Annotated in this window: 11 protein-coding genes, 1 tRNA gene and 1 pseudogene; 5 read left to right on the top strand and 8 right to left on the bottom strand. The window is 59.0% G+C overall.

From position 1 onward, the window contains the following. Positions 1 to 7 precede the first annotated feature (7 nt). The 3 genes and pseudogenes from ASD70_RS29700 to ASD70_RS27600 all read right to left on the bottom strand — a co-directional run. Positions 8 to 179, bottom strand: a pseudogene (locus ASD70_RS29700) (ParA family protein); the annotation flags it as partial. A gap of 121 nt (positions 180 to 300) precedes the next feature. Beyond that, positions 301 to 376 (bottom strand) — tRNA-Asn (locus ASD70_RS27605). A 60-nt stretch (positions 377 to 436) separates the two neighbouring features. After that, complete coding sequence (locus ASD70_RS27600) at positions 437 to 1,333, bottom strand: LysR family transcriptional regulator (protein ID WP_046071898.1); 897 nt, start codon at positions 1,331 to 1,333, stop codon at positions 437 to 439. 100 nt (positions 1,334 to 1,433) lie between these two features. Between ASD70_RS27600 and lldD the strand changes: the two genes are divergently transcribed. Continuing rightward, on the top strand, positions 1,434 to 2,564 hold the full coding sequence (gene lldD, locus ASD70_RS27595) for an FMN-dependent L-lactate dehydrogenase LldD (RefSeq protein WP_056847973.1): 1,131 nt from the start codon (positions 1,434 to 1,436) through the stop codon (positions 2,562 to 2,564). 458 nt (positions 2,565 to 3,022) lie between these two features. Further along, positions 3,023 to 3,949: a GGDEF domain-containing protein gene (locus tag ASD70_RS27590; RefSeq protein WP_046071896.1), complete on the top strand. Its 927-nt coding sequence runs from the start codon at positions 3,023 to 3,025 to the stop codon at positions 3,947 to 3,949. Positions 3,950 to 3,970: 21 nt separating this feature from the next. Here ASD70_RS27590 and ASD70_RS27585 read toward each other — a convergent pair whose 3' ends face one another. The 5 genes from ASD70_RS27585 to trhO form a co-directional block, all read right to left on the bottom strand. Then, positions 3,971 to 4,747: a TenA family transcriptional regulator gene (locus tag ASD70_RS27585; RefSeq protein ID WP_232923421.1), complete on the bottom strand. Its 777-nt coding sequence runs from the start codon at positions 4,745 to 4,747 to the stop codon at positions 3,971 to 3,973. A 77-nt stretch (positions 4,748 to 4,824) separates the two neighbouring features. Continuing rightward, positions 4,825 to 7,287 carry an EAL domain-containing protein gene (locus ASD70_RS27580; protein ID WP_046071894.1) on the bottom strand — a complete coding sequence of 821 codons (2,463 nt, stop codon included), beginning with the start codon at positions 7,285 to 7,287 and terminating at the stop codon, positions 4,825 to 4,827. 71 nt (positions 7,288 to 7,358) lie between these two features. Beyond that, positions 7,359 to 9,161 carry an ABC transporter ATP-binding protein gene (locus tag ASD70_RS27575; protein WP_046071893.1) on the bottom strand — a complete coding sequence of 601 codons (1,803 nt, stop codon included), beginning with the start codon at positions 9,159 to 9,161 and terminating at the stop codon, positions 7,359 to 7,361. Further along, on the bottom strand, positions 9,154 to 9,789 hold the full coding sequence (locus ASD70_RS27570) for a DsbA family protein (protein WP_046071892.1): 636 nt from the start codon (positions 9,787 to 9,789) through the stop codon (positions 9,154 to 9,156). Before ASD70_RS27570 ends, ASD70_RS27575 begins: the two co-directional genes overlap by 8 nt. A 3-nt stretch (positions 9,790 to 9,792) precedes the next feature. After that, on the bottom strand, positions 9,793 to 10,734 hold the full coding sequence (gene trhO, locus ASD70_RS27565) for an oxygen-dependent tRNA uridine(34) hydroxylase TrhO (protein ID WP_056847972.1): 942 nt from the start codon (positions 10,732 to 10,734) through the stop codon (positions 9,793 to 9,795). Between the two features lie 236 nt (positions 10,735 to 10,970). Between trhO and ASD70_RS27560 the strand changes: the two genes are divergently transcribed. The 3 genes from ASD70_RS27560 to ASD70_RS27550 are packed head-to-tail and all read left to right on the top strand — an operon-like array spanning position 10,971 to position 22,840. Further along, complete coding sequence (locus ASD70_RS27560; protein ID WP_056847971.1) at positions 10,971 to 13,409, top strand: Tc toxin subunit A; 2,439 nt, start codon at positions 10,971 to 10,973, stop codon at positions 13,407 to 13,409. A 36-nt stretch (positions 13,410 to 13,445) separates the two neighbouring features. Further along, positions 13,446 to 18,323: a neuraminidase-like domain-containing protein gene (locus ASD70_RS27555; protein ID WP_056847970.1), complete on the top strand. Its 4,878-nt coding sequence runs from the start codon at positions 13,446 to 13,448 to the stop codon at positions 18,321 to 18,323. Then, a complete protein-coding gene (locus tag ASD70_RS27550; protein WP_056847969.1) occupies positions 18,320 to 22,840 on the top strand; it encodes a SpvB/TcaC N-terminal domain-containing protein in 4,521 nt (1,506 codons plus the stop codon). The genes ASD70_RS27555 and ASD70_RS27550 overlap by 4 nt, the downstream gene beginning before the upstream one ends. Positions 22,841 to 22,875 lie beyond the last annotated feature (35 nt).

Here is a 22,875-nt window from a genome sequence, read left to right as displayed (position 1 = left end):
AAGGTTGGTAGGTCCCTCCCGGCGTCTCATGCGTTAGCGTATAGAACGAGGACAGTGACGGCTGGGTATCGAGATCGACGAGTACGAAGACCCGCGTCGGCGCAGAACGCGCCTGGATTAGCGCCAACCGTGGCTTTCCCCGGCCCGCCTTTGGTTGAAACGACTGCAGCGACTTTCATTGGCCTTACCTCTGAATCGAAGGATTAGAGATGGCGTCATGGGAATCGCGCTAAGCGTTTGGATTGCTGGGTCAAATCCCAGGCAAAAAAAAGCCTGCATCTCTGCAGGCTTTTCTCTATCTGGCTCCACGACCTGGACTCGAACCAGGGACCCAATGATTAACAGTCATTTGCTCTACCAACTGAGCTATCGCGGAATGCGCCGTATGTTACTGATTAAAAAGAAGAAGTCAAGCGTTCCCTGACGCTCGTCGCAATTAACTCCCATGACCGCTTGAGAACCCCGGCTCCAGGGCCAAATCCAGCCAGGCCCGCGCCGCAGGTGGCAGGTGGGCACTGGCGCGCCAGGCCAGGGCGATGTGCCAGTCGGTGTGGGGTTCGTCCAGGTGGAGCAAGGCGATGCCGGCGTGTTGATGCTTGTGCGCCAGCATGCGTGGCAGAAAGGCAACGCCTAGGCCGGCGGCGACCAGGTCGACGATAAAGTCGATCTGCCCGCTGCGGGCGGTGACTTTGGGGGTCACGCCCTTGCGCTCGCAAGCGCTGAGGATCTTGGCGTTGAGGGCGAAGCCGGCTTCGAACAGGATAAATGGCGAGTCCGCCAGGTCGGTAAAGTCGATGCGCTTGCGATGCGCCAACGGGTGACTGATAGGCAGCACGGCGATCAGGGGTTCGTTGCGTACTGGCTGGTAGTCGAAGCCTTCATCTACCGGCAAAAGCAGGGCCGCGAGGTCGACCTCCCCCGCCTCCAGGCATTCACGCAGTTTTTTACTGCCGTATTCGGTCAGTTCGATATCGATGTCCGGGTAACGGCTGCGGTAAGCGGCAAACATAGCGGCAAACAACACGCCACATCCTACGGGCGGCAGGCCAATGCGTAGCACACCACGCTTGAGGCCGCGCAGGTCATTGATTTCAGCCACCAGGTCGTTGCGTTCGGCGAGTATCACCAGGGCGCGGCGGTAGGCAATTTCACCGGCAGCGGTAAGTTCGTTCTTATGGCCGAGGCGATTAAGCAGCGGCGTGCCCAGTTCGTCCTCCAAGGTCTTGACCGCCTTGCTGACGGTGGACTGGGTCAGCGCCACCGTATCGGCCGCCTGGGAAAAGCCGCCCTGGCGCACCACCTCGACAAACGCACGCAAGGTTCGCAGGTTCATCAGTATTCCCTTTGCGACTGGATAGCAGCGATAAAAGTTGTTTTTATCATGTCACAACTTTGCTTATGGTGTAGCACTTTGCCCTGTGGAGACACCGTAGATGATCATCTCGTCCGCTTCCGACTACCGCGCTGCAGCCAAGCGCAAGTTGCCGCGCTTTCTGTTCGACTACATCGACGGCGGCGCCTATGCCGAGCACACGCTGCGCGCCAATAGTTCGGACCTGGCCGAGATCAGCCTGCGCCAGCGCATCCTGCGCAATGTCGACAACCTGAGCCTGAGCACCGAGCTGTTCGGCACTGAACTGGCGATGCCGGTAATCCTCAGCCCGGTGGGCCTGACCGGCATGTATGCGCGGCGCGGGGAAGTGCAAGCGGCCAAGGCGGCGGCCAATAAAAACATTCCCTTCTGCCTGTCGACGGTATCGGTGTGCTCGATTGAAGAAGTGGCCTCGCAAAGCCCGCAGTCGATCTGGTTCCAACTGTATGTGCTCAAGGACCGCGGCTTTATGCGCAACGCGCTGGAGCGGGCGCAAGCGGCTGGAGTCACCACGCTGGTGTTCACTGTGGATATGCCGACACCCGGCGCGCGCTACCGCGATGCTCACTCGGGCATGTCCGGCCCATACGCGGCGCAACGGCGCATGTTGCAAGCGATCACCAAACCGCAATGGGCCTTCGATGTAGGCCTGATGGGTCGCCCCCACGACCTGGGCAATATCTCCAGGTACCTGGGCAAACCCACCCACCTGGAAGATTACATCGGCTGGCTCGCCAACAACTTCGACCCGTCGATCAGCTGGAAAGACCTGGAATGGATCCGCGAGTTCTGGAAAGGCCCGATGATCATCAAGGGCATCCTCGACCCACAGGATGCCAAGGATGCGGTGAGTTTCGGCGCCGACGGTATCGTGGTCTCCAACCATGGCGGCCGCCAACTCGACGGCGTGCTGTCCACGGCCAAGGCGTTGCCGCCGATTGCCGAAGCCGTGGGCGACGACCTGACCGTGCTGGTGGACTCCGGCATTCGCTCCGGGCTCGACGTGGTGCGCATGCTCGCCCTGGGTGCCAAGGCATGCCTGCTCGGGCGTGCCGCCGCCTATGCACTGGCCGCCGAGGGCCAGCACGGGGTGGAGAACCTGCTGGATATCTTCGCCAAGGAAATGCGCGTGGCGATGACGCTGACCGGGGTTACTTCAATCGCACAGATCGATCGCAGCACCCTGGTCTAGCCTTGCTGCTCGGCGATACCTCTCGACCTTAACGTATGCCTGGATTTTATCGTGATGGGAGCCGTGCTGTATTTGCGGCTCAATCCAGATGTTTTTTTATTTTCGGCAAACAACCTGACCCGCAAAGAGTAAAACTGAGCAAGCGGTAGCAACTCTAGCTCCAACCAGCCAAATAACTGGCGCCATTGTTTGCCAGACTTTTCTGACATTAAATACAGTCGATTGATTTATAAGGAGTTTTGTTGACTGTATAAACTTGGCACGAATCTCGCTCTAATACTCTTCAAGCAGGTTGGGCGATGACAAGACGTGCGGCAGTGCCCCGGGGTTATAACCCGAGGCAAAGCGGTTTAAACTGTTTCCAATGTTTTACGGTACTGAAGGAACAGTAAGACGCTTGGCGTTCGCCACTCTCATCCCGCCTGTAAGACAGCCAAGTGCTTAGAGGCCATTCGTTTATGAAAACACCCACCCAGACCAACGCAATTGACTTCGACAGTGCCAAATTGCAGCGCCTGGGATTGGGTCAGCCTTCCCTTCGCCCACGTCGCCCTGCAACACTCACCGAACTTCGCCAGCAATTGAGCCAGCAGCTGCAAACCAGCCTTGAGCCGGAGCGTATCCTCAGTCTGTTCTTTCGCGAAATACAGCGCTTGGTACCACTGGATGCGTTGCAATATCGCCATGCCGCCAGCGACCTGCGCCTGGAGTTCGGCCATCGTGGCCACCATTCGGTGAGCTACACCTTGAGCCACGAGGGCGAGCACTTGGGCGAACTGGTATTGCGCCGTAACCAACGCCTGATCGAAGAGGAGCTGAACCAGCTCGAGGCGCTGTTGGTAACGTTGCTTTACCCGATGCGCAACGCCCTGCTCTACCGCGCCGCCACCCGCAGCGCCCTGCGTGACCCGCTGACCGAAACCGGCAACCGCGTCGCCATGGACCAGACCCTGCAACGGGAAATCGACATGGCCAGACGGCACCTGCACCCTCTGTCGTTGCTGATGCTGGACATCGACCATTTCAAAAAAATCAATGACACCCATGGTCACGCCGCAGGCGACAGCGTGCTGCGCGCCGTGGCCGGGGCGATCAAGCGCCAGTTGCGTAACGTGGACATGGTGTTCCGCTTTGGCGGGGAAGAGTTTCTGATCCTGCTGTCCAACACCGGTCGCGAGGCCGCGAGGATGGTCGGTGAACGCCTGCGCCAGGCGGCACAAGCCCAGGACTACTGGGTGGAGGGCACGCGGATCGAATTGACGGTGAGCCTGGGCTGCTCGACGCTATTGGCGGCCGAGTCGGCTGAAAGCTTGCTGCGCCGGGCAGACAACGCGTTGTACGTGGCCAAGCGCGAAGGCCGTAACCGCTTGGCAATGGCGGGGTAAACCCCCGCCATCGCACTTACCTCACGCCTCGCTGGCGACGCGCATTGGGCGCTCGCGAACCGCCGCCTTGTCTTGGTCTTTCTGCGCGTTCTCCAGGCGCATGCAGCTTTCCAGGAACAGGTACATGTAGTCATAGCTCTTGCACACCGCCTGGCGCAGCTCTTCCTGGAGCGCCTTGCTCGGGTTGGTGCCGGCCAGGGTGCAGATGATTTCCAGGGCTTCCCACGGGTGGGCATCGTCGTACTGGGCGTGCATCTTGAGCCACTTCATCGCGCGCTTGCGATCTTCCTCAGGGAAGGCGGCAGCATACACACCGGTCGAGCAGACCACGGCGGACCACTCCCCAGTCGCCCCCTCGATCGCGTAGTTGGTGGCGGCAATCGCGACGATCAACGGATCGGCCGAACTGGTGTGCCAGCACCAATGGCTCAGTGCGTGCAGTTCCGGCGGTACGTCCTGCGCCTGCAGTTCTTCCAGGCTGACGCCGTGGGCACGCGCCCAGTGCACCCAATAATCGGCATGGTTGAGTTCCACACGGATATTGCGCATCAGCCAACGTCGTGCCATGTCCTCCCCCGGGTGGCGGGCAAACTTGGTCTTGGTCAGGTTCTGCGCCATGTACAAGGCAAACTGTTCGACCACCGGCCAACCACCAATGAGGTAGTGGCGCATGGTCTGGGCGCTGAGGGCGTTGTCGCGCATGCGCTGATACAGTTCGTGCTCGACAACCCGGCGCTTGCTCTCGCTACAGGCCTGGATCAATTGCTGCGCCCAGGCGGGGTAACTCGAGGCTTCCATAAGCGGGCCGGTTCTGTTGAAGGTGTCGATCACTGTAGGGCTCCTTTTAAGTGTGATTGTACAGACCAGCAAATGTTTCAGCGGAAAGTGCCGGGCGCCTTGAATAACAGTGGCTGCGGTCGCGCAGGTCGACACTGCAAGCTATCAAAGGTAAACAACTGCGGGCGTTCAATCAGGTAGCCCTGAGCGTAATCCACACCGATCTCAAGCAACGCCTGTTCGATCTGGGGTGTTTCAACAAACTCGGCAATCGTACGCTTACCCATGACGTGGCCGATGTGGTTGATCACTTCGACCATGGCGCGGTTAATCGGGTCGTCCAGCATATCCTTTACGAAACTTCCATCGATCTTCAGGAAGTCTACAGGTAAATGTTTCAAATATGCGAATGAGGACATTCCGGCGCAAAAGTCATCGAGAGAAAAATGGCAGCCTAAGGCTTTGAGTTCATTAATAAAGCGAATCGCACTACCCAAATTGGCTATAGCACTGGTTTCAGTTATTTCAAAACAAATCATTTCTGGCGGTATGTTGTAAGTGCCGAATTTCTCACGCAAAAAACCGAGAAAGTCATCATCTCCGATAGTTATGCCTGACAGATTAATCGCACACATCGCCATAGGGCGGCCCGGACGTTCATGCATGCAACGGGCGATAATCTTGAATACGTTCTCCACCACCCAGCGATCCAGGGAAGTCATCAAGCCGTAACGTTCGGCCGCGGGGATGAAACTGTCAGGCAGGATGATTCGCCCCGCCTCATCATGCAGACGCAGGAGAATTTCGATGTGCCCGTTGCCGGCTTCGGTCTGGCCCAAAGGCGAAATTTCCTGGGCGTAGAGACAAAAGCGATCTTCTTCAAGGGCCATGTGCAGCCGCTGCACCCAGGCCATCTCACCAAAGCGCAGGGACAGCTCGGAATCGTCGGCGTGGTAGACCTGCACGCGGTTGCGGCCCTTTTCCTTGGCCATGTAGCAGGCCATGTCAGCAGCGCGCAGCGAGGTTTCCAGGGTGGTCGGGGTTTGCGAGATATGCACCAGGCCAATACTGACGGTAGTCATGAACGGCCGGCCCTTCCACACAAAGTGCAGGCTCTGCACGGTATGACGCAAGCTCTCGGCGATCTTTTCCGCCACCGCCGGCGGACAGTTCTCCAGCAGGATGCCGAACTCATCGCCGCCCAGGCGCGCCAACGTGTCGCCCTCGCGCAAGTCCGATTGCAACAGCGCACAGATGTGGCGTAGCAACTCGTCGCCCGCGGCATGGCCGCAGGTGTCATTGACCAGCTTGAACTGGTCGAGGTCGAGGAACATCAGCGCATGTCGCCCAGTTTGCTGGCGTGTGGCGTGTTGCAGCACCTGTTCAAGGCGGAACTCGAATTCGCGACGGTTGGCCAGGCCGGTCAAAGCGTCGTGGGTCGCCTGCCAGGAAAGGTTGGCGATGTACTGACGCTCCTGGGTCATATCGTGCAGCACCAGCACCGCACCACTGATCTTGCCGGCGCTGCGGATCGGCGCGCCGACCAGGGTGACCGAGACGGTGCTGCCGTCCAGGCGCTGGATCAGCTTGGAATGCTCGCTGCCGCCACTGAGCTGGCCCTTGATGATGTGCTCGATCAAGGTGAAACCGTCGGGCTCGGCGTTTTCATCCAGCAACTTGAACAATGCCGCCAGCGGCAACCCCTGGGCTTGCTCCGACTTCCAGTGGGTCAACACCTCGGCCGCCGGGTTCATATAGGCAATGGCACCGTCGACGTCAGTGGTAATCACCCCATCGCCAATTGACTCCAGAGTGATCTGTGCACGCTCCTTCTCCGCTTGCAGGGCATCGGCGAATGCATGGCGCTGGGCCAGCAACTTATGGGTGCGCAGCAGCGCCAGCACGATCAAGCCCAGGGCGGTGGCCAGGTTGGTGATCAACAACAGGCGCAGGATCACCCGCGAACCTTCGCCCAAGGCATCGCTGAACGCCTTGGCGGCTGGGGTCACTCCCTCGTTGATGGCGATAATGCGCGCCTTCCAGCTACGCACGTCATTGTCCGTGACCTGGTCAGTGCCGATGGCGCGGTGCATCTCCCGGGCCAGTTCATCCAGTTGTTCCAGATAAGCATCGCCAACTGTCCACAGTTCAATGGCTTTTTCCAGATAACTGAAATGACGGAAGTTAAGGTACAGCCAGATCAGGCTGGGGACGTCATCCGGGTGATTGCCGCCCTTGAGGATGCCCAGGCGTGCGGCAGCCAGGTCAGGCGTGGCACTGTCCAGGGCGACACGCAACTCATGCCCGCCCTGGGGCACGGCAATGGCCTGTTGGTATTTGAGGTAAGTGGCGTCGTCACGGCTATCGGCATACAGCGTCAGGTAGTAGATCGCGTCCTTCTGGCCCTTGGACCACAAGCTTTCACCAGCCACATAGCCACGCACCGCAGAAAGCACGTAGAGACTGCCGCAGCCTAACAATGCCTGGAACAAGACAACGGCGATAAAGGGCCAGACAATACCCAACAACCGTGGCGTTCCGAGAGTCCGCTTTTGCTTCATGAAGTCCCTTGCACATGCACAGCTCAATACGCACGCGAAAATCCGCTTCCGATAGCACAGCCTAAGCTAAATCAACGCACTTGTTGCAGATGTCCGTACAGTTTTGCATACAATCCGCCATCGGCGATCAGTTGTTGATGATCGCCATCCTCGGCGATATGCCCGCCATCGAATACCAGCACCCGGTCAGCCTGCTTCACTGCAGACAGCCTGTGGGCGATGATCAGTGTAGTACGCCCACTGAGAAACCGCGCCAGTGCCTGGTGCAGGTTATATTCGGTAGCCGCATCCAGCGCCGAAGTGGCTTCGTCCAGAATCACCACCTTAGGCTCGGCAAGCACCATGCGGGCGATGGCCAGGCGTTGCCGTTGCCCACCAGAAAAGCGCACGCCAGAGCGCCCTACCACGCTGTCCAGGCCCAGCGGCAGTGCCTTGACAGTAGCCTCCAACTGGGCGATTTCCAGTGCCTGCCAGCAGGCTTGGTCGGAACGCGTGCGGCCCATGGTCAGGTTGGCGCGTACGGTGTCATTGAACAGCGCCGGGTGTTGCAGCACCACCGCGACGTTCTCGCGAATGGTTTCCAGGCCGATCTCCTGCTGGGTCGCACCGCCAAAACGAATACTGCCCGCCTGCGGGGTGTAAAGCCCCAGCAACAGTTGCACCAGGGTACTTTTACCGCCGCCGCTGGCGCCGACAATCGCAACCTTCTCACCCGGTGCGATGGCCAGGTTCAATTGGTCAAGCACCAGGTCTTCGCCGTAGCCGAAGTCGAGGCCACGCACCTCGATGCCGACGGTTTGGCGCCCACTGAACGGATCTGCGCCGCCTGCGTATTGCGGTTCATCGGCACGCGCCAACAGCTCGTTGATCCGCGTCAGCGCACCACCGGCCGCGTAGTAGGCGTATTGCAGGTTCAGCAGTTGTTCCACCGGGCCGATCATGAACCACAGGTAGCTGAACACGGCGAGCATCTGGCCGATGGACAGGTCGGAAAACAGCACGGTCAGCATGGCCGCCGCACGAAAAATGTCGATACCGAACTGGAACAGCAAACCACTGGCGCGGCTGGACGCGTCGGTTTTCCATTGGGAATGAATGGCGTAGTCGCGCACTTCCTGGGCACGCTGGCCAAGGCGCCCAAGGAAAAACCCCTGGCGATTACCGGCGCGCACTTCCTGGATGGCATCCAGGGTTTCCGTGAGCGCCTGGGTAAAACGCGAAGTACTGTCGTTCTCGAGCTTCTTGAGGTGCTTGACGCGTTTGCCCAACTGCACTGTGGCGTAGATCACCAGCGGGTTGAACAACAGGATCAGCAGCGCCAGTTGCCAATGCATCCACACCAGGATCGCCGAGGTGCCGACCAGTGTCAGCATCGCTACCAGAAAACGGCTGAGGGTTTCACCGACGAACTTGTCCAGGGTATCCAGGTCGGTCACCAGGTGCGTGGTGACCGTTCCGCTGCCCAGGCTTTCGTACTCGCCCAGGGAGATGCGCTTGAGGCGCTCGATCAGGCGCACGCGGATGCGATAGACGATGTCCTTGGCCAAGCGCGCAAACAGGCGCGCCTGCACCACGTTGAACACCAGCGCGCCACAACGCAGGGCCAGGGTCACCAAGAGCATCAGGCCGATATAGCCGGCGGCTTTCTGCCAACCCAGGGGCAATGCGTGGTTCATCACCTTGAGCGCAGCGTCGCCATGGCCGAGCAGCACTTCGTCCACCAGCAATGGCAACAGCAGCGGGATGGGCACACTGCACAGGGTCGCCAGTATAGCGACACCGTTGGCGACCCACAGGGATCTCTTGTGGCGCAGGGCCAGGCGGCGGATTTCCGCCCAGGTCAGGCGGTCGGTGCGTTGGGGTTGTTCATACACAGGCGGCTCGCTCCAACCAGCGGGCGAGCAAAGGCGACAGTTCGGACAGCGATTGGTAGCCGTTGGTCAGCAAGGCCAGTTGGCCATCGCGCTCGGCCAGCAAGGTAGGGAAGCCAGCGATGCCCAAATCCTGCACCCAGGTAAAATCGGCCGCCGTCGCCGCATGCTGCTCGGCGCGGTCGAAAGCGCCGGCAAACTCGATGCGTGGTATGCCCGCCTGCTCCGCCAGTTCCACCAGCACACTGGCAAGGGTCACATCGCGGCCCCCGACATAAAATGCACGCTGGATCAGGCCCAGCAACGTCCATGCGCAATCCGGCGCCAGGCTGCGCGCCGTGACGATGGCGCGGCAGGCCGGCTCGGTGTCGTAGACAAAACCATCAGGCAGAGCGCCCTCGAGCTTGAACGGTTGGCCGGTGGCCTCGGTGACGGCCTGCCAGTGCTCCAGGATATAGCGCCGGGTGGTCGGCTCCAACGCCGCGCCGCTGCCGGTGCGCAGACCGCCCACCACCAGGTGCACGTCCACGCCGGCCGCCTGGGCCTGCTCAACCAGCGCCTGCGCTACCGGAGCAAAGCCCCAGCACCAGGAACACATCGGGTCCATTACATAGAGCAGGCGCGCGGACATGGCTCAAGCCTCGGAAGGGGTTTGCTTATAGTTGAAGCCAATCGGGTGCGGCATATTGCGGGCCTTGGCCAGTTCGATCTGTTTCTGGCGGTCGATCGCGCTGCGACGGGTCTTCTCCGGCAGCTTATCCCAGCAATGGGGGCAACTGATGCCGGCCACATAATGTTCGGATGCGCGGTCTTCGATGCTCACCGGCGTGCGACAGGCATGACATTGATCGTAGTCGCCTTCGCTCAAGTCGTGGCGTACGGTGACACGGTTGTCGAACACAAAGCAGTCGCCCTGCCATTTAGTCTCTTCCTGAGGGACTTCTTCAAGATACTTCAGGATCCCACCCTTAAGGTGGTAGACCTCATCGAAGCCTTCGCTGAGCATATAGCTCGAGGCTTTTTCGCAACGAATGCCGCCGGTGCAGAACATGGCCACCTTCTTGTGCCTGGCCGGGTCGAAGTTGGCTTTTATATAGTCGGGAAATTCGCGAAAACTGGTAGTTTTCGGGTCGATTGCGCCCTCAAAGGTACCGATGGACACTTCGTAGTCGTTACGGGTGTCGATCAACAGCACTTCCGGGTCGCTGATCAGCGCATTCCAGTCCTTCGGATCAACATAGGTGCCGACCTTCTTATTCGGGTCGACGCCTTCAACGCCCAGGGTCACGATCTCTTTCTTGAGCTTGACCTTGGTGCGATAGAAGGGCTGGTCGTCACAGTAGGACTCTTTATGGTCAATATCGACCATGCGAGGGTCTTTTTTCAGCCAGGCTATCAGGCCATCGATGCCTTCGCGGCTGCCGGAAACGGTGCCGTTGATGCCTTCTTCGGCGATCAGCAAGGTGCCTTTGATGCCGTTGTCGACCATCGCCTGCAACAGGGGCTCGCGCAGGGCGACGTAATCTTCGAGGGTGACGAACTTATACAGTGCCGCCACGACAATCGGTTGAGTCATGGGTGTTGTCTCCAGGTGGCTACCCTCGTAAGGGGTGAACCGGATGCAGAAAAATGCAGGCCAAGCCGCGCGGCGCACATTCTAGCAAAACCACAACACCACTGCATCGACACTCAGTCACCGATATTTCCCTGACTCGCTCACGGCATTGGCTGACCTCGGCCCGTACAGCCTGCGTGATAGCGTCTTGCGTCGTCCAATGGATCCACCTTTGGGCTCACAGGAAGATCGATGACATGGAAACTTCAAACCGTTCTTTATTGGCCAGACTGGTGGAACGGCCCGTCCCTCCAGGTGTTGGGAAGGTCGAGTTCAGCAGCGCCATGAACCAACTCGGCTTCACCAGCATCTTCGACATCGTCGAGCTGCCCAAGGCCGAGTTCATCCGTCAACTGGCCCGCTACAATGATGACGATGGCGCCCACGCTTACGAAAACGCGTTGTCCTACGCCACGCAATTACAATGGCTGTACGACCAACAACCAGTCAACGCTCCCCCAGCCTCCACGCGTAGCAAACGCGACCTGGGATCCAACGTACCCAGCCTGCTCAACGAGGATTGGGGGAACGTCTGTCATCCCGATGCCATCGCCGCTATCGACTCACCGGTTGCCTACCTGCGCACACTGTTTCTTTTTGCAACTCAGCTTGAAAACAACGGGACGGGAACGCAACACAAAATCCTCCTGAGCCAGCGGCGCCCGGACCTGAAAAACTTACTGATTGACCACGACACGACCTTTGCCCAGCGCCCGCTGCTGACGCTGATCGATGTCCTGTTGCGCAACCAGATCAAACACCATCACCCGCAAGAAGAGTTGCACCTGCTGCTCAGCAAGCAACACTACCCCTTGACGCTGCCTTACCACCATCATCACCTGCAATGCCGCCTGGGGCTGTCGGGAACCCAACACGCCTTGGGCGAATTGAATTATCGACTCAGCAAGCGCCTGCCGTTTGACGATGCCGGCAACGCACTGTACGGCACGGTCAAAAAGCGCAATGGTGACGCGCAATGCCTGCTAAGCGAACTGAATCCGCAGCAGCAAAAGCTGTTGACGCAACCGCCCGTCACGGAGAGCACACTATTTGAAACCTACTTTGGCAGATCCCGTGCACCGGAAAACCTTGACGACTTTTTGAAATGTACGGCGCTGGACAGTACCCAGTTGCAAGCCCTCCTGGCGCAAAACAGTTTCGCCCCCCATGCCTCCCGCTCGGCGCCTAAACAAACGTTGCTGATCTATGGTGCCCGCTATGTCAATGGCACAGACCGTCTGCCCAAGCTGGAAGTCGGCCACGCCGACGGCGGGAAAATTGCGACACTACTCAATACCAGCCCCGACCGGTTCGACCGTCTGCATCGGATGATCCGCCTGCAAAAGTGGGTCGATCTACCGTTTGCCGAACTGGATACGCTGATCGTCAACGCCATGGTGCTTGAGGGCACCGCCAACGCCGCTCTTCAGATAAGCCACACCACCCTGCGCGCACTAGGTGTCTACCGCTACCTCCGTGGGCGCTACCGGCTCAAGCCGCTGGAGTTTGCGGCGTGGCTGGATCGCCTGCCCGTACAGGCCAGCGCCAACGAGCAACCCTTATTCGATCAGGTGTTCAATCGCACACTGTTGTCCGGGCGACCACTGGCGCTGGACGACCAAGTCTTCGATTCGCATACCCGCCAGCAGCTTTGCGCCGCGTTGGCGTTGAGTGACACCCCGGATTCGCTGCAACTGCTGACAGACGTGCTCCCCACCCCTGTCCTCAGGAACCTTGTCACATACTCCCGGATCTATCGGCTGGCACGCATCGCCCAGGTTTTCGGCCTTTCTGTGCTGCACTGCAAACAGCTGGCCGACCTGCTCGGCCCGTCCACCTGGAGCAAGCTGGCCACCCCCACATTGAGCACCGAGAGGGACTTTCTCGATGTACTCATGCAGTTGGACTGGGCCGTCACCTGGCTCAGGGACAGTAACACCAGCGTAACGCAGTTGCGCCAGCGATTGCTGCTGGAACCCGCCACTGATAACCCAGCGCTCAAGCGCTGGGTCGACTTACTGCCAAAGGGACTTGAGGCGTGCATCCAACAGTTCCTGGAACACCCGGCGCCGGCCCTTTACAGCAATGAGCTTAAGCTCTACTACAACCTGCATTTCAAAAAAACGCAGACTGAGCCCAAACACCTGATCCTGCTGGCGCCGGATATCACCACGCTGTTGCCGTTGCCGGTCAACAGCGCCTCACTGCGTCAATTACTGATCAACCCCCATTGGCTTGACAGCAAAAAATCACCCACAGGACTGATCGAGCTGAGCCTGGGCACACTCTATCTATTGCAGCGTTTCAGAGACTGCTGCGATACGTATGGCCTGGCGCAGGACAGCCTCTTGGCGTACTTCCAGAGCGCCAACAGCAACGGGCCTCAACCTTTCGATACCACGCTCAGCCAATGGTTGGGGTGGGACGAAAAAGAACTGCGGGTACTCACTGAGACCTTGCCCACAGGCACGGTCAAGTCCATGGACCAACTGGATTGGATCATGCGCTGTCGACAAGCCTGCACCATCACCCGGCTCTCCAGCCAAACGCTGCTCAACACCAGCGAACTGGATAACGCCAGCGATTTCAATCAATGGAAGCTCGTGGGCGAAGCCATCATCGCCGCACATCAATAACGGCTTACTCTCTACCAGCAGACTCAAGGAATGACCATGTCTGAGCCCCTCGACCAGCGCCTCAATGAAGCCTGGCGTGATGCCATGCTGAGCTACTATCTGGCTCACTGCATCAGCCCCGCCCTTAAAGACTCGTTGCGCGCACCCAGCGACCTGTACGACTACTGGCTACTGGACGTACAAGTCAGCCAAGCGGTGCCAACCAGCCCGGTCGCCAGTGCGATCACCAGCCTGCAGCACTACATCAACCGGATTCACTCGGGCCTCGAACCAGGTTATGAAACCCAGGGCATGTCGCCTCACGAGACCCTGGCCTGGCAGAACTCCCTGCACACTTACCCCCTGTGGAGCGCCAGCCAGCAACTGCGCTATCACCCGCAAAACTTCCTCGACCCCACGCTGCGCGAGGACAAGAGCCAGAGCTTCGAGCAACTGGAAAACGAGCTCAACCAGCATCGAATCCAGCCCGACACCGTGCAGAACGCCGTACAAGGCTACCTGTCACGGTTCGAAGAGGTCGCCAACATTCAGACGCTCAATGGCTACATCGATGGCAATGTCAAACAGTGGGATACCAGCACCTATTACTTCGTCGGCAAATCCACCAGCGATGAGCTCTATTACTGGCGTTCGCTGGACCTGTCCAAACGCTCCACCGTCAAGCCCGAGGGACCTGCGCCCCTTGCCTGGACAGACTGGACACCCCTCAACCTGACGTTTTGCGCCGATACGCCCGCCCACAGTATCCGCCCCGTGATGTTCAATCATCGGTTGTTCATTGTTTGGGCCGAGAGCATCAAGCCCGCCCCCTACCAATCTTTCAAGGCACCGGGAAACGGCAATGGTGACCACGAGAACGATGACTACGACGAAAAACAACGCCAGGCTGAGTGGCTGAACAGCCGGTTCGTGAAGTTTCGCCTGTGTTTCTCCTATAAAAAACTGGATGGCACTTGGAGCCTTCCGCACACGGGCCTGGAAGAGCACTGCGTTATGCGCAGCATCAACGCGCTCACGTCGGCGCAACTAATCAGCATCACGCAGACCATTGCCGTGGTCGATAGCCGTTCCCCTCACACCCTGTTCCTAGGTATAACGGCCACTACGCTCAATCATGGCAGCGGCCAAATGGGCGAGTTCTTCCAAGCCATCAGTGTCGATCAGTCATTAGGGATAAAAATCGTCGCTTGTGCGGGCAGCCCTGGCCGATACAAGATCGTGCCGGGTTCAGAAGTTGCGCAGGAAACCGTCAGGTTGCTGGAAGCCTATGAGTCCACAAAAAATACGCCACTGCAGACCGCTTTGTTGGGCGGCGTCGATCAGGACAACGTATTTTCCAGCGTGGTGCTCCCCTCGTTCGCCCACCAATACTTCCGTCTGTTTTTCGATATAAACAAGGACAACTTACAATTCAAGACTCACGTAGCGCAGGGAGAGGACAAAAGCACGGTAGTCCTGGAAGCTCACACCCCCCAAATAGAAGATCAACAGAAGTGGAACTTTGAATCCAAAAGCACCGATATAGGCACCACCGATACTGCCACCACAAATTTTGATCCCGTCACCAACGAGTTCGTCTTTACCTCGAAAATCGCTAAGCCCTTCCTGCAGACTTACAGCATCACCCTTGCCTCCCATTACGCCCAGGTGAGCATTACCCTGGTCACCAACTCTGCGTTGCATGACCCGACTTTATCCGAAGTTGAACTCATCAACGGCTCAGTCCTGAGGATCGACTGCGCGATATTCCCCGAAGTGAAGGCTACGTATCACTCGATGTTTTTCAAAAACCCCAGGACCGGAAAAAGCTATTCCAACGCCATTTATGACAGAGGCTCCATATTGTTCAGCCTCGACAAAATAGAGACGGTAACGAGGAAAGACTTGAGAAGAGGGTATGAAGGTCAATCCTATACCGCCTTTGAATTCTCCCTGGCCGGGAAGCTTCTCAACAAAAATGCATTCCTGCACTTATATACCCATTATCAGGATCCCTTCCTGACGATACTCGACCGCTACAGCGGCTATAACCTGCCCGGTGACGAGACCGCCAACCAGAAACTGCACTTTGTGAACGACGTGAGGCTAGAGTCCACCCACACTTCCGCGCCCATTTTGCGTTTCTACAAGCATGTCATCATGCAGTCCAAACTCACCGACGTGCCGACTCCGCAAGCCATCAACAACAACACCGCCCAAATCCTTAACTACACGGACACCGAACACGAAAGTCTGGCGGGTGCCTCGCCCGAATTAGCAGCCGGGCACCTGGCGAGTACACGGATAACGTTACCCAATGAGCAACCCGCCTCAGCCATCACGGTGATCCATGGGGTCATCACGCTTGAGAGCCAAGAGAATAAGGTGAAGGTTCTCGGCTACGCGCTCAAGGCAGTCAAATGCTCCCTTGCCACATCCGTTGCCGTTGACAAGTCTGCGCATTCCCCGCGTATCACGCGCCAGCAGCAAAAAACCGGAGAGACAACCGAGCACATTGATTTTTCCACAAGCTTCGCCCCGGCTATCCCAGCAATCCGGCTCAATACCACCGTTGCGAGTAAATTGACCCAGACTGCCACGCTCGGCTTCGACCCATCACTTTTACGATACCCCGAGGACTGGACGGAACCGGCGCTGGACGCAGGTGCCTCCCCCGAGCCTCTGGATTTTCAGGGTGCCCACGGTAAAAGTCTGCGCGAACTGTTTATCTATTTACCCTGGACCATCGCCCATTACTTCAACCAGCAACAGCAATACGCTTACGCCGAAACCTGGTTGCACTACCTGCTTGACCCTCACCACCCGAACAAGGGGGCTCTCGGCGCGCTGCCAAGCCACCCCGTGGAGCTGAGCTACGCCTGCCAACACCCCGAGAGCCCGCATTACCGGGCGCTGAGTTTTCCGATATACCTGCGCAAAGCGTTGTACCACCTCAATGTGGATATTTTGATCAACCGGGGCGACGCGGCTTATCGCCAACTGAGCCCCGACAGCCTGGCAGAAGCCAAACTCTGGTACATCCAGGCGCAGAACCTGCTCGGCATGCGTCCGACGGTCACGCGCGCCGATACCTGGACGTCGCGTGATCTGAACGCACTGGCGACGACATCCTCCCAGGCAATACGCCGGTTGGAACATCAACCCGAATACACCTCGCTATTGTCCCAGCAGTGCAAATTCACCGGGCAACACGCCTGGTTTACAGACAGCCCCTATTTATACCGGCCGTTGAATACGCAACTGGTAGCACGCTGGGACACATTGGAGAGTCGCCTGCACGGGCTACGCCATCATCTGGATATTTCGGGCAAGCCTTTACGCCAGACACTTTTTGCGCCCCCCTTGTCACCTGCCGCGTTGCTGACGCGCAACGCACAGGGGGCTGCGAGTGGCGCCAGTGCCTATCTACCGAGCCGTCCTGAAGTGGGTCACTACCGGTTCCAGGTCATGCTGGGGCACGCCTTGAGTGCGGTCGACAGCCTGGCGCAGTTCGGCAATACGCTGCTCACGCTGATCGAGCGCAAGGAACAGGCGCACTACCTTGAGGTGCAACAGCAAAACGCCTGGCAGTTGGCCGAACTGGTGCTGACCCAGCAGACCCAGGCCCTGGCCATCGATGAAAAAAACAAAGACGCGCTGCGCCGCAGCCGAGCAATCGTCGAGGGGCGATTGGAATTCGTGACGCGTCAGTTGCGTGAAGGTGTCAGCACCGGTGAAATTTCGGCCGGCCAGCACTATCTGGAGAGCGCCGCGTGGGAGAGAAAAGTCGCGATTGCCGGGATGGGCGCCGGGGCCGCCATGCTCGCGCCCAATATCTTCGGTACGTCGTTCGGTGGCATGCGTTTTGAGGGCGCGTTCCATGCCTTCCAGGCCTTCGCCCAGGGCGAAGCCAACACCGCTCGCGCCAACGGTAATGACCTGGAGCGCACTGAACAGTTAAATCGTCGCGCTCAGGAGTGGGCCCATGCCGAGCAACAGGCCCGCCTTGAATTGGCCCAGATCGACACCCTGCTGCTGGTGCATGCCGAGCAGGAAAAAGCCACTCGCCTGCAACTACACAGCGCCCGCACCGCATTGGCCCAAGCCAAGTCCGCCTACCAAATGCTCGGCATGCGCTTTACCGGAGCACAACTCTATCAATGGCTCACTGCACAACTGAGCACCTTCTATTACGCGCTGTATGACAGCGTCCACTCCCTCTGCCTGGCCGCTGAAGCCTGCTGGCAGTATGAGACCGCCGACAGCCGACAGTTCTTTCAAACTGGGGCCTGGCATCACACATCCCGCGGACTGTTAAGTGCCGAAAGCTTGAAACTGAACCTGGTAAAAATGAACACCGCGTACCTGCAACACACACCACGCGAGCTGGAAATCAGCAAAACCGTGTCACTGCGCCATCGCCTGATCGAGTGCCTGGTCACGACCGACAAACGCCCAGCCGAAATCACTGCTCCCGCCAAAACCTGGGCTGAGCATAAGGCGCAACTGGTAAGCAGCGGTACGATCAGTTTCGCCCTGACTCAGGCGTTGCTGGATGAGGACTACCCTGGGCACACCCTGCGCCGGATCAAGCACGTCAGCGTCTCATTACCTGCCTTGCTGGGACCTTATGAAGACATCAAGGCGACACTGACCCAGACCCGAAATGAGATCCAGATGCCCGACGGCACCACCAGGACCGACTTCAGGGCACACCAGCAAATCGCCTTGTCACGTGGGCTGGACGACGACGGCCTGTTTACCCTCAACTTCGACAACGATCCACGTTACCTGCCGTTTGAATACACCGGGGCAGTGTCGTGCTGGCGCTTGAACTTTACCAATCCGCTGCAACAAAAAGCCCTGCTTGAATCCATCACCGACATCATTGTCCATGTGCGCTATACCGCAAGGCCTGGCAGGAGCGATACATGAGCAACCCAGCGAATGAATCGCCCCTGAAGGTGCCTTCGCTGCCCAATGCCGGCACCGTCATCGAAGGGGTCGCCAAAGGCTGGGGCAACGTGGGCGCCGATGGTACGGCGACCTTCGAGGTTGCGTTGCCGATTTCCACTGGCCGTGGTTATGCACCCACGCTGTCATTGACCTATCAAAGCACGGCGGGTAACAGTGCGTTCGGCTTTGGCTGGGACGTCAAGCCTGGTGCCGTCACACGGCGCACCCAGCAGGGCGTCCCCCATTACACCGCAGCTGATACGTTCCAGGGCCCGGATTCACAGCATTGGATGCCCGAACGCACCACTGAGGGCACGCTTGTACAGACGCAGCGTGACCATTTTGACCAGGTGCCGCTGGGTCGCCGCTACCTCGTCACGCGCTACTTTCCCAGGGTCGAACGGCGTTTCGAGCGCATCGAGCATTGGCACTCAGACGGCGACGCCGCCGGGTTCTGGCTGATCCAGGCGGCTGACGGCAGCCGGCATGTGTACGGCAAAACCTACGCGGCGCGCATCGCTGATCCCGACAACCTGAGCCATGTGGCGCAATGGCTGCTCGAGGAAAGCCTGAACGCCCATGGCGAGCATATCGGCTACCAGTACCTGGCCGAGACCGATACCGGCACTGCCCCCCATGACTGCCGAGCCCAGCGTTATCTGCATAAAGTGTGTTATGGCAACGTCAAGGCCAGGGAAAAAGAGACACTGTATCTGCTCAAAAGCGACGACCTTTCCAGTCAGGCATGGCATTTTTACTTGCTGTTCGACTATGGCCAACGCACCACCGCCAGCGACGCGCTGCCTTCCTATGAGGCCCTCACCCCGTGGCTCTCACGCGAAGATGCGTTTTCCAACTTCATCTTTGGCTTTGAATTACGAACACTGCGCCTATGCCGGCAAATCCTGATGTTTCACGTCTTTGCGGATGAGCCCGACATGGGGCCCAGCCCTATACTGGTCAGGCGCCTGAGGCTCGAACACCACACCTTTCGCAACGGGCTCAACACTCTGCTCGCGGTCTACGAGCAGGCCGTTGATGCCCAAGGAACACTCACCAGCCTGCCGCCGCAAGAATACCTGTATCAATCCTCGGGCCTGAAACTGGATACCCGGCGCTACCAGCGTTTCGTTGACGTGCCGAGTCTCAATGACGGCCAGCGCTATCAACTGGTGGATCTATACGGCGAAGGCGTGCCGGGGATCCTGTATCGCGGTGATCAAGCCTGGTATTACCGCGCACCTCAGCGAGCCGAGGCGTCCACAGGCGATCAAGTGGCATACGCTGCCCCTCAAGAACTGCCTGCTATTGCGGTGGCAGACCGTTCACGCCCGGTCTATCAGGCCTTGCTTGATATAAACGGGGACGGACGTTTGGAATGGGTGCTGGCCCGACCGGGTATGAGCGGCTTCTTCAGCCTGGCCCCTCAACGCAAAGAAGCGGGTTTCGTACGGTTCGACGCGTTCCCGGTGGAGTTCTTGCACCCCCATGCGATATTTGCCGACCTGATGGGCAGCGGGTTGGCTGATCTCACGCTCGTGGGCCCGCGTAGCGTGCGCCTGTACGCCAATCGGCAAAGCGGTTTCGGACAGGGCGTCGAGCAGGCGCACAGGGTTGACGGCGACGACTTGCCGTCCTTCACCCGTTCTTCCGCCGACTGGGTCGGCTTCAGCGACATACTTGGCAGCGGCCAGCAGCACTTGGTGCGTATCCGTCACAACGAAATCAAATGCTGGCCCAATCTGGGCCATGGGCGGTTCGCCAAGGGTAGAGTGTTGGCTGCCCTGCCCTTCAGAGAAACGACCTTCAACGCCGCCAACGTATTGCTGGCCGATCTGGATGGCTGCGGTGCCAGCGACCTGCTGTACCTGACGACCGATGAAGTACGCATTTTCACCAATAAGGGCGGCAATGGCTTTGCCACAACCCCCTTGGTATTACCGTGGCCATCCGGCGTACAGTACGACTCCCTGTGCCAGGTGAACGTGGCGGACCTGCAAGGCAATGGTTACGCCAGCCTGGTCATCAGCGTCACGCACCCGCATCCGCGCCATTGGCGCTACGATTTTTTTGATCGCAAGCCCTGTTTGCTCAGCGGCACTAACAACAACCTCGGCGCGCAAGTCGAGGTGCGCTATCGCAGCAGCGCCCAGGAATGGCTGGACGAGAAAAAGCAATATCAAAGTGAAGACAAGCCTGCCGTTAGCCAACTGCCATTCGCGCTCAACCTGATTAACCACCAGGAATGGCGCGATGAGATCAGTCATCAGCGGCTGACTCAGCGTTTCAGCTACCGGCAGGCGTATTACGATGCCGATGAGCGCGCCTTCCAGGGTTTCGGATTGTTGCTGCAAACCGACGAAGAAACCCGCAACAGCGAAGTTCCCGTAGCAGGTTCGCAAACCAAGCGCTGGTTTCACACCGGCCAAGCGCTGGACATGCCCCAGGACCATTACAGCCGCCATGACGCCGACGCCACCAAACTCGGCCCCACATTGCTGGCGATACACGATGCACCCGAACAGCCGCAACCGACAGACCATCACGACAGCTTGATTGCGTCGCCCACGCCACCGCAAGTCCGGGCGGCAGCCTACGCGCTCAGGGGCCTGCCGGTACGGGTGGAGGTGTTCGACCTTGACTCGGCCAAGCGCACACCCAGCTCGGTGCAGCAGTACCGCTATCTGGTCCGTCGGTTGCCCCAGGCTGGCTCAGACCCCACGCCACGCATGCTGCCGCTGACGCTGGAGTCGGTACACTATCAATACGAACAGGTGCCCGATGATCCGGTCTGCGAACACCAGGTCAACCTGCGCTGGGACGCCTATGGCAGCCTGGTCCACAACGTCACTGTGCACGGCGCGCGGCGCAAGGCCGCCCGCGATGCGCCTCCGGCACTGCTCAAGGATGAGCATCAGCAACAATGGTGGCGTGATACCCACGACCCGGCTCAGCAGGTCTTTTACCTGAGCGAAACCTTGGCGCAATGGATTCATCTATCAAACGACGACCAATGGCGATTGGGTTTGCCCTATCGTCGACGCGACAACGCCTGGACCCTGCCCAACGGCCAGCCACCTGCCGGGTTGAACACGACGGCGATCAACTACGAGACGTTGATCAACCGGCTGTCAGGACCGCTGGGGCCGCGAGCACCACGCGAGCTGATCGGCTTGTCGATCCAGTACTATCGTGAACCGGGCGGCAAGGGGCTGACCCTGGCCCCTGGAACTGCAACCTTCCAGGGGCTGGCTGATTATCAAGAAACCGCGGAGCTGGCCCCTGACGCGCTGCAGGCGCTGGAGAACATTCCCGACATGCCGGGCCAACCCGCCGAAGACCTTCCGAGCCGACTGCGCCGAATCGGCTATCGCCCCATGGCGGTGTTTTTCCATGCCAATGATCAGGAACGCCAAGCGCCTTCCCTCTGGTCGATCCGCCGTCAGTTTCCACGCTACTTCAACGCCAAGCACTTCTATCGCTTACGCACCTGGCGCCTGACGCTGGCCGAGAACGAAACCACGCTGACCTATGACGCTTACGGGCTTCAGGTCATCCAGGTGAAACAACCCGACGGCTGCATCACCCGCGTCCAGCACGACTACCGTCTGCTGCAGCCGATCAGTATCACCGATCCCAACGGCACGACCGAGCAAGCCCTCTACGATGGGTTCGGTCGTTTGATCGCGACCAGCATTCAAGGGCAAGAATCGGGAAAGTCCATCGGTTTCGGGCAATTGTCAGCGTATCGCAGGCCGCTAGACACACCTATTGAACTCGCAATTCAAACACCCGCAACCCTCCTGCGCGAAGCGGCCAAAGCCTGGCTCTACGACGCGTTCAGTTGGATGGGCTCGATCGCCACCGCAGACAGGCAGGCGGACTGGGTCACTCAGCGCTACCTCTTGCCCGACGGGCACATACGCGCCACAGCCAGGTTGCGCTTGAAAAAAAAGGCCAGTACGTTGAGCGCGAGTGAGAAAGCCTTGGCTGACCTGATCCAAAAGATCAGGCGCGAACCCGCACGAAGCCTGATGTTGGCCGCTGATCGCTATACCGACGATCAGGAACAGCTCATCCACATGACCCTGGTCGCCCAGGACGGCTTTGGCCGCATCTTGCAAAGTAAACAGAAAGCCGAGCCGGGGCCGGCCTATGCCGTGGACGACAAGGGTGACCTGAGGGTCGAAAACGGCGCCCTCCAGACGGTTCAGGCTGACCCACGCTGGTGCGTCAACGAGCACACCGAATACAGCCCCAGGGGGCTGATTATCCGGGTGTATCGCACCTATTACGCCGACCACCATAGGCACATCGACGGTACCCCCCTGCTGCACAGCGACACACAGTTTCATGACGCCCTGGGGCGGCCCGTGCGTACTCTCACGGCCCGAGGGGGAATGCGACAAACCACCTACTGGGCCTGGTACACCGTCAGCGAGGATGAAAACGATACCTGGGAGCCGCCTCCGGCAGGGCAAACCTCTAAACCTTAACCATGTAACCACCGTGGTCGATGCCGCTGAGTCAC

It is taken from the genome of Pseudomonas sp. Root569 (assembly GCF_001427465.1).
Lineage (GTDB): Bacteria > Pseudomonadota > Gammaproteobacteria > Pseudomonadales > Pseudomonadaceae > Aquipseudomonas > Aquipseudomonas synxantha.
The sequence above is the reverse complement of the archived record's forward strand: the minus strand, read 5'-3'. Positions and strand labels throughout refer to the sequence as shown.

Bases quoted from the DNA above. Each gene is read 5' to 3' on its own strand.
- ASD70_RS27600 (WP_046071898.1), bottom strand. From the start codon at position 1,333: ATGAACCTGCGAACCTTGCGTGCGTTTGTCGAGGTGGTGCGCCAGGGC.
- lldD (WP_056847973.1), top strand. From the start codon at position 1,434: ATGATCATCTCGTCCGCTTCCGACTACCGCGCTGCAGCCAAGCGCAAG.
- ASD70_RS27590 (WP_046071896.1), top strand. From the start codon at position 3,023: ATGAAAACACCCACCCAGACCAACGCAATTGACTTCGACAGTGCCAAA.
- ASD70_RS27585 (WP_232923421.1), bottom strand. From the start codon at position 4,747: ATGGAAGCCTCGAGTTACCCCGCCTGGGCGCAGCAATTGATCCAGGCC.
- ASD70_RS27580 (WP_046071894.1), bottom strand. From the start codon at position 7,287: ATGAAGCAAAAGCGGACTCTCGGAACGCCACGGTTGTTGGGTATTGTC.
- ASD70_RS27570 (WP_046071892.1), bottom strand. From the start codon at position 9,789: ATGTCCGCGCGCCTGCTCTATGTAATGGACCCGATGTGTTCCTGGTGC.
- trhO (WP_056847972.1), bottom strand. From the start codon at position 10,734: ATGACTCAACCGATTGTCGTGGCGGCACTGTATAAGTTCGTCACCCTC.
- ASD70_RS27560 (WP_056847971.1), top strand. From the start codon at position 10,971: ATGGAAACTTCAAACCGTTCTTTATTGGCCAGACTGGTGGAACGGCCC.
- ASD70_RS27555 (WP_056847970.1), top strand. From the start codon at position 13,446: ATGTCTGAGCCCCTCGACCAGCGCCTCAATGAAGCCTGGCGTGATGCC.
- ASD70_RS27550 (WP_056847969.1), top strand. From the start codon at position 18,320: ATGAGCAACCCAGCGAATGAATCGCCCCTGAAGGTGCCTTCGCTGCCC.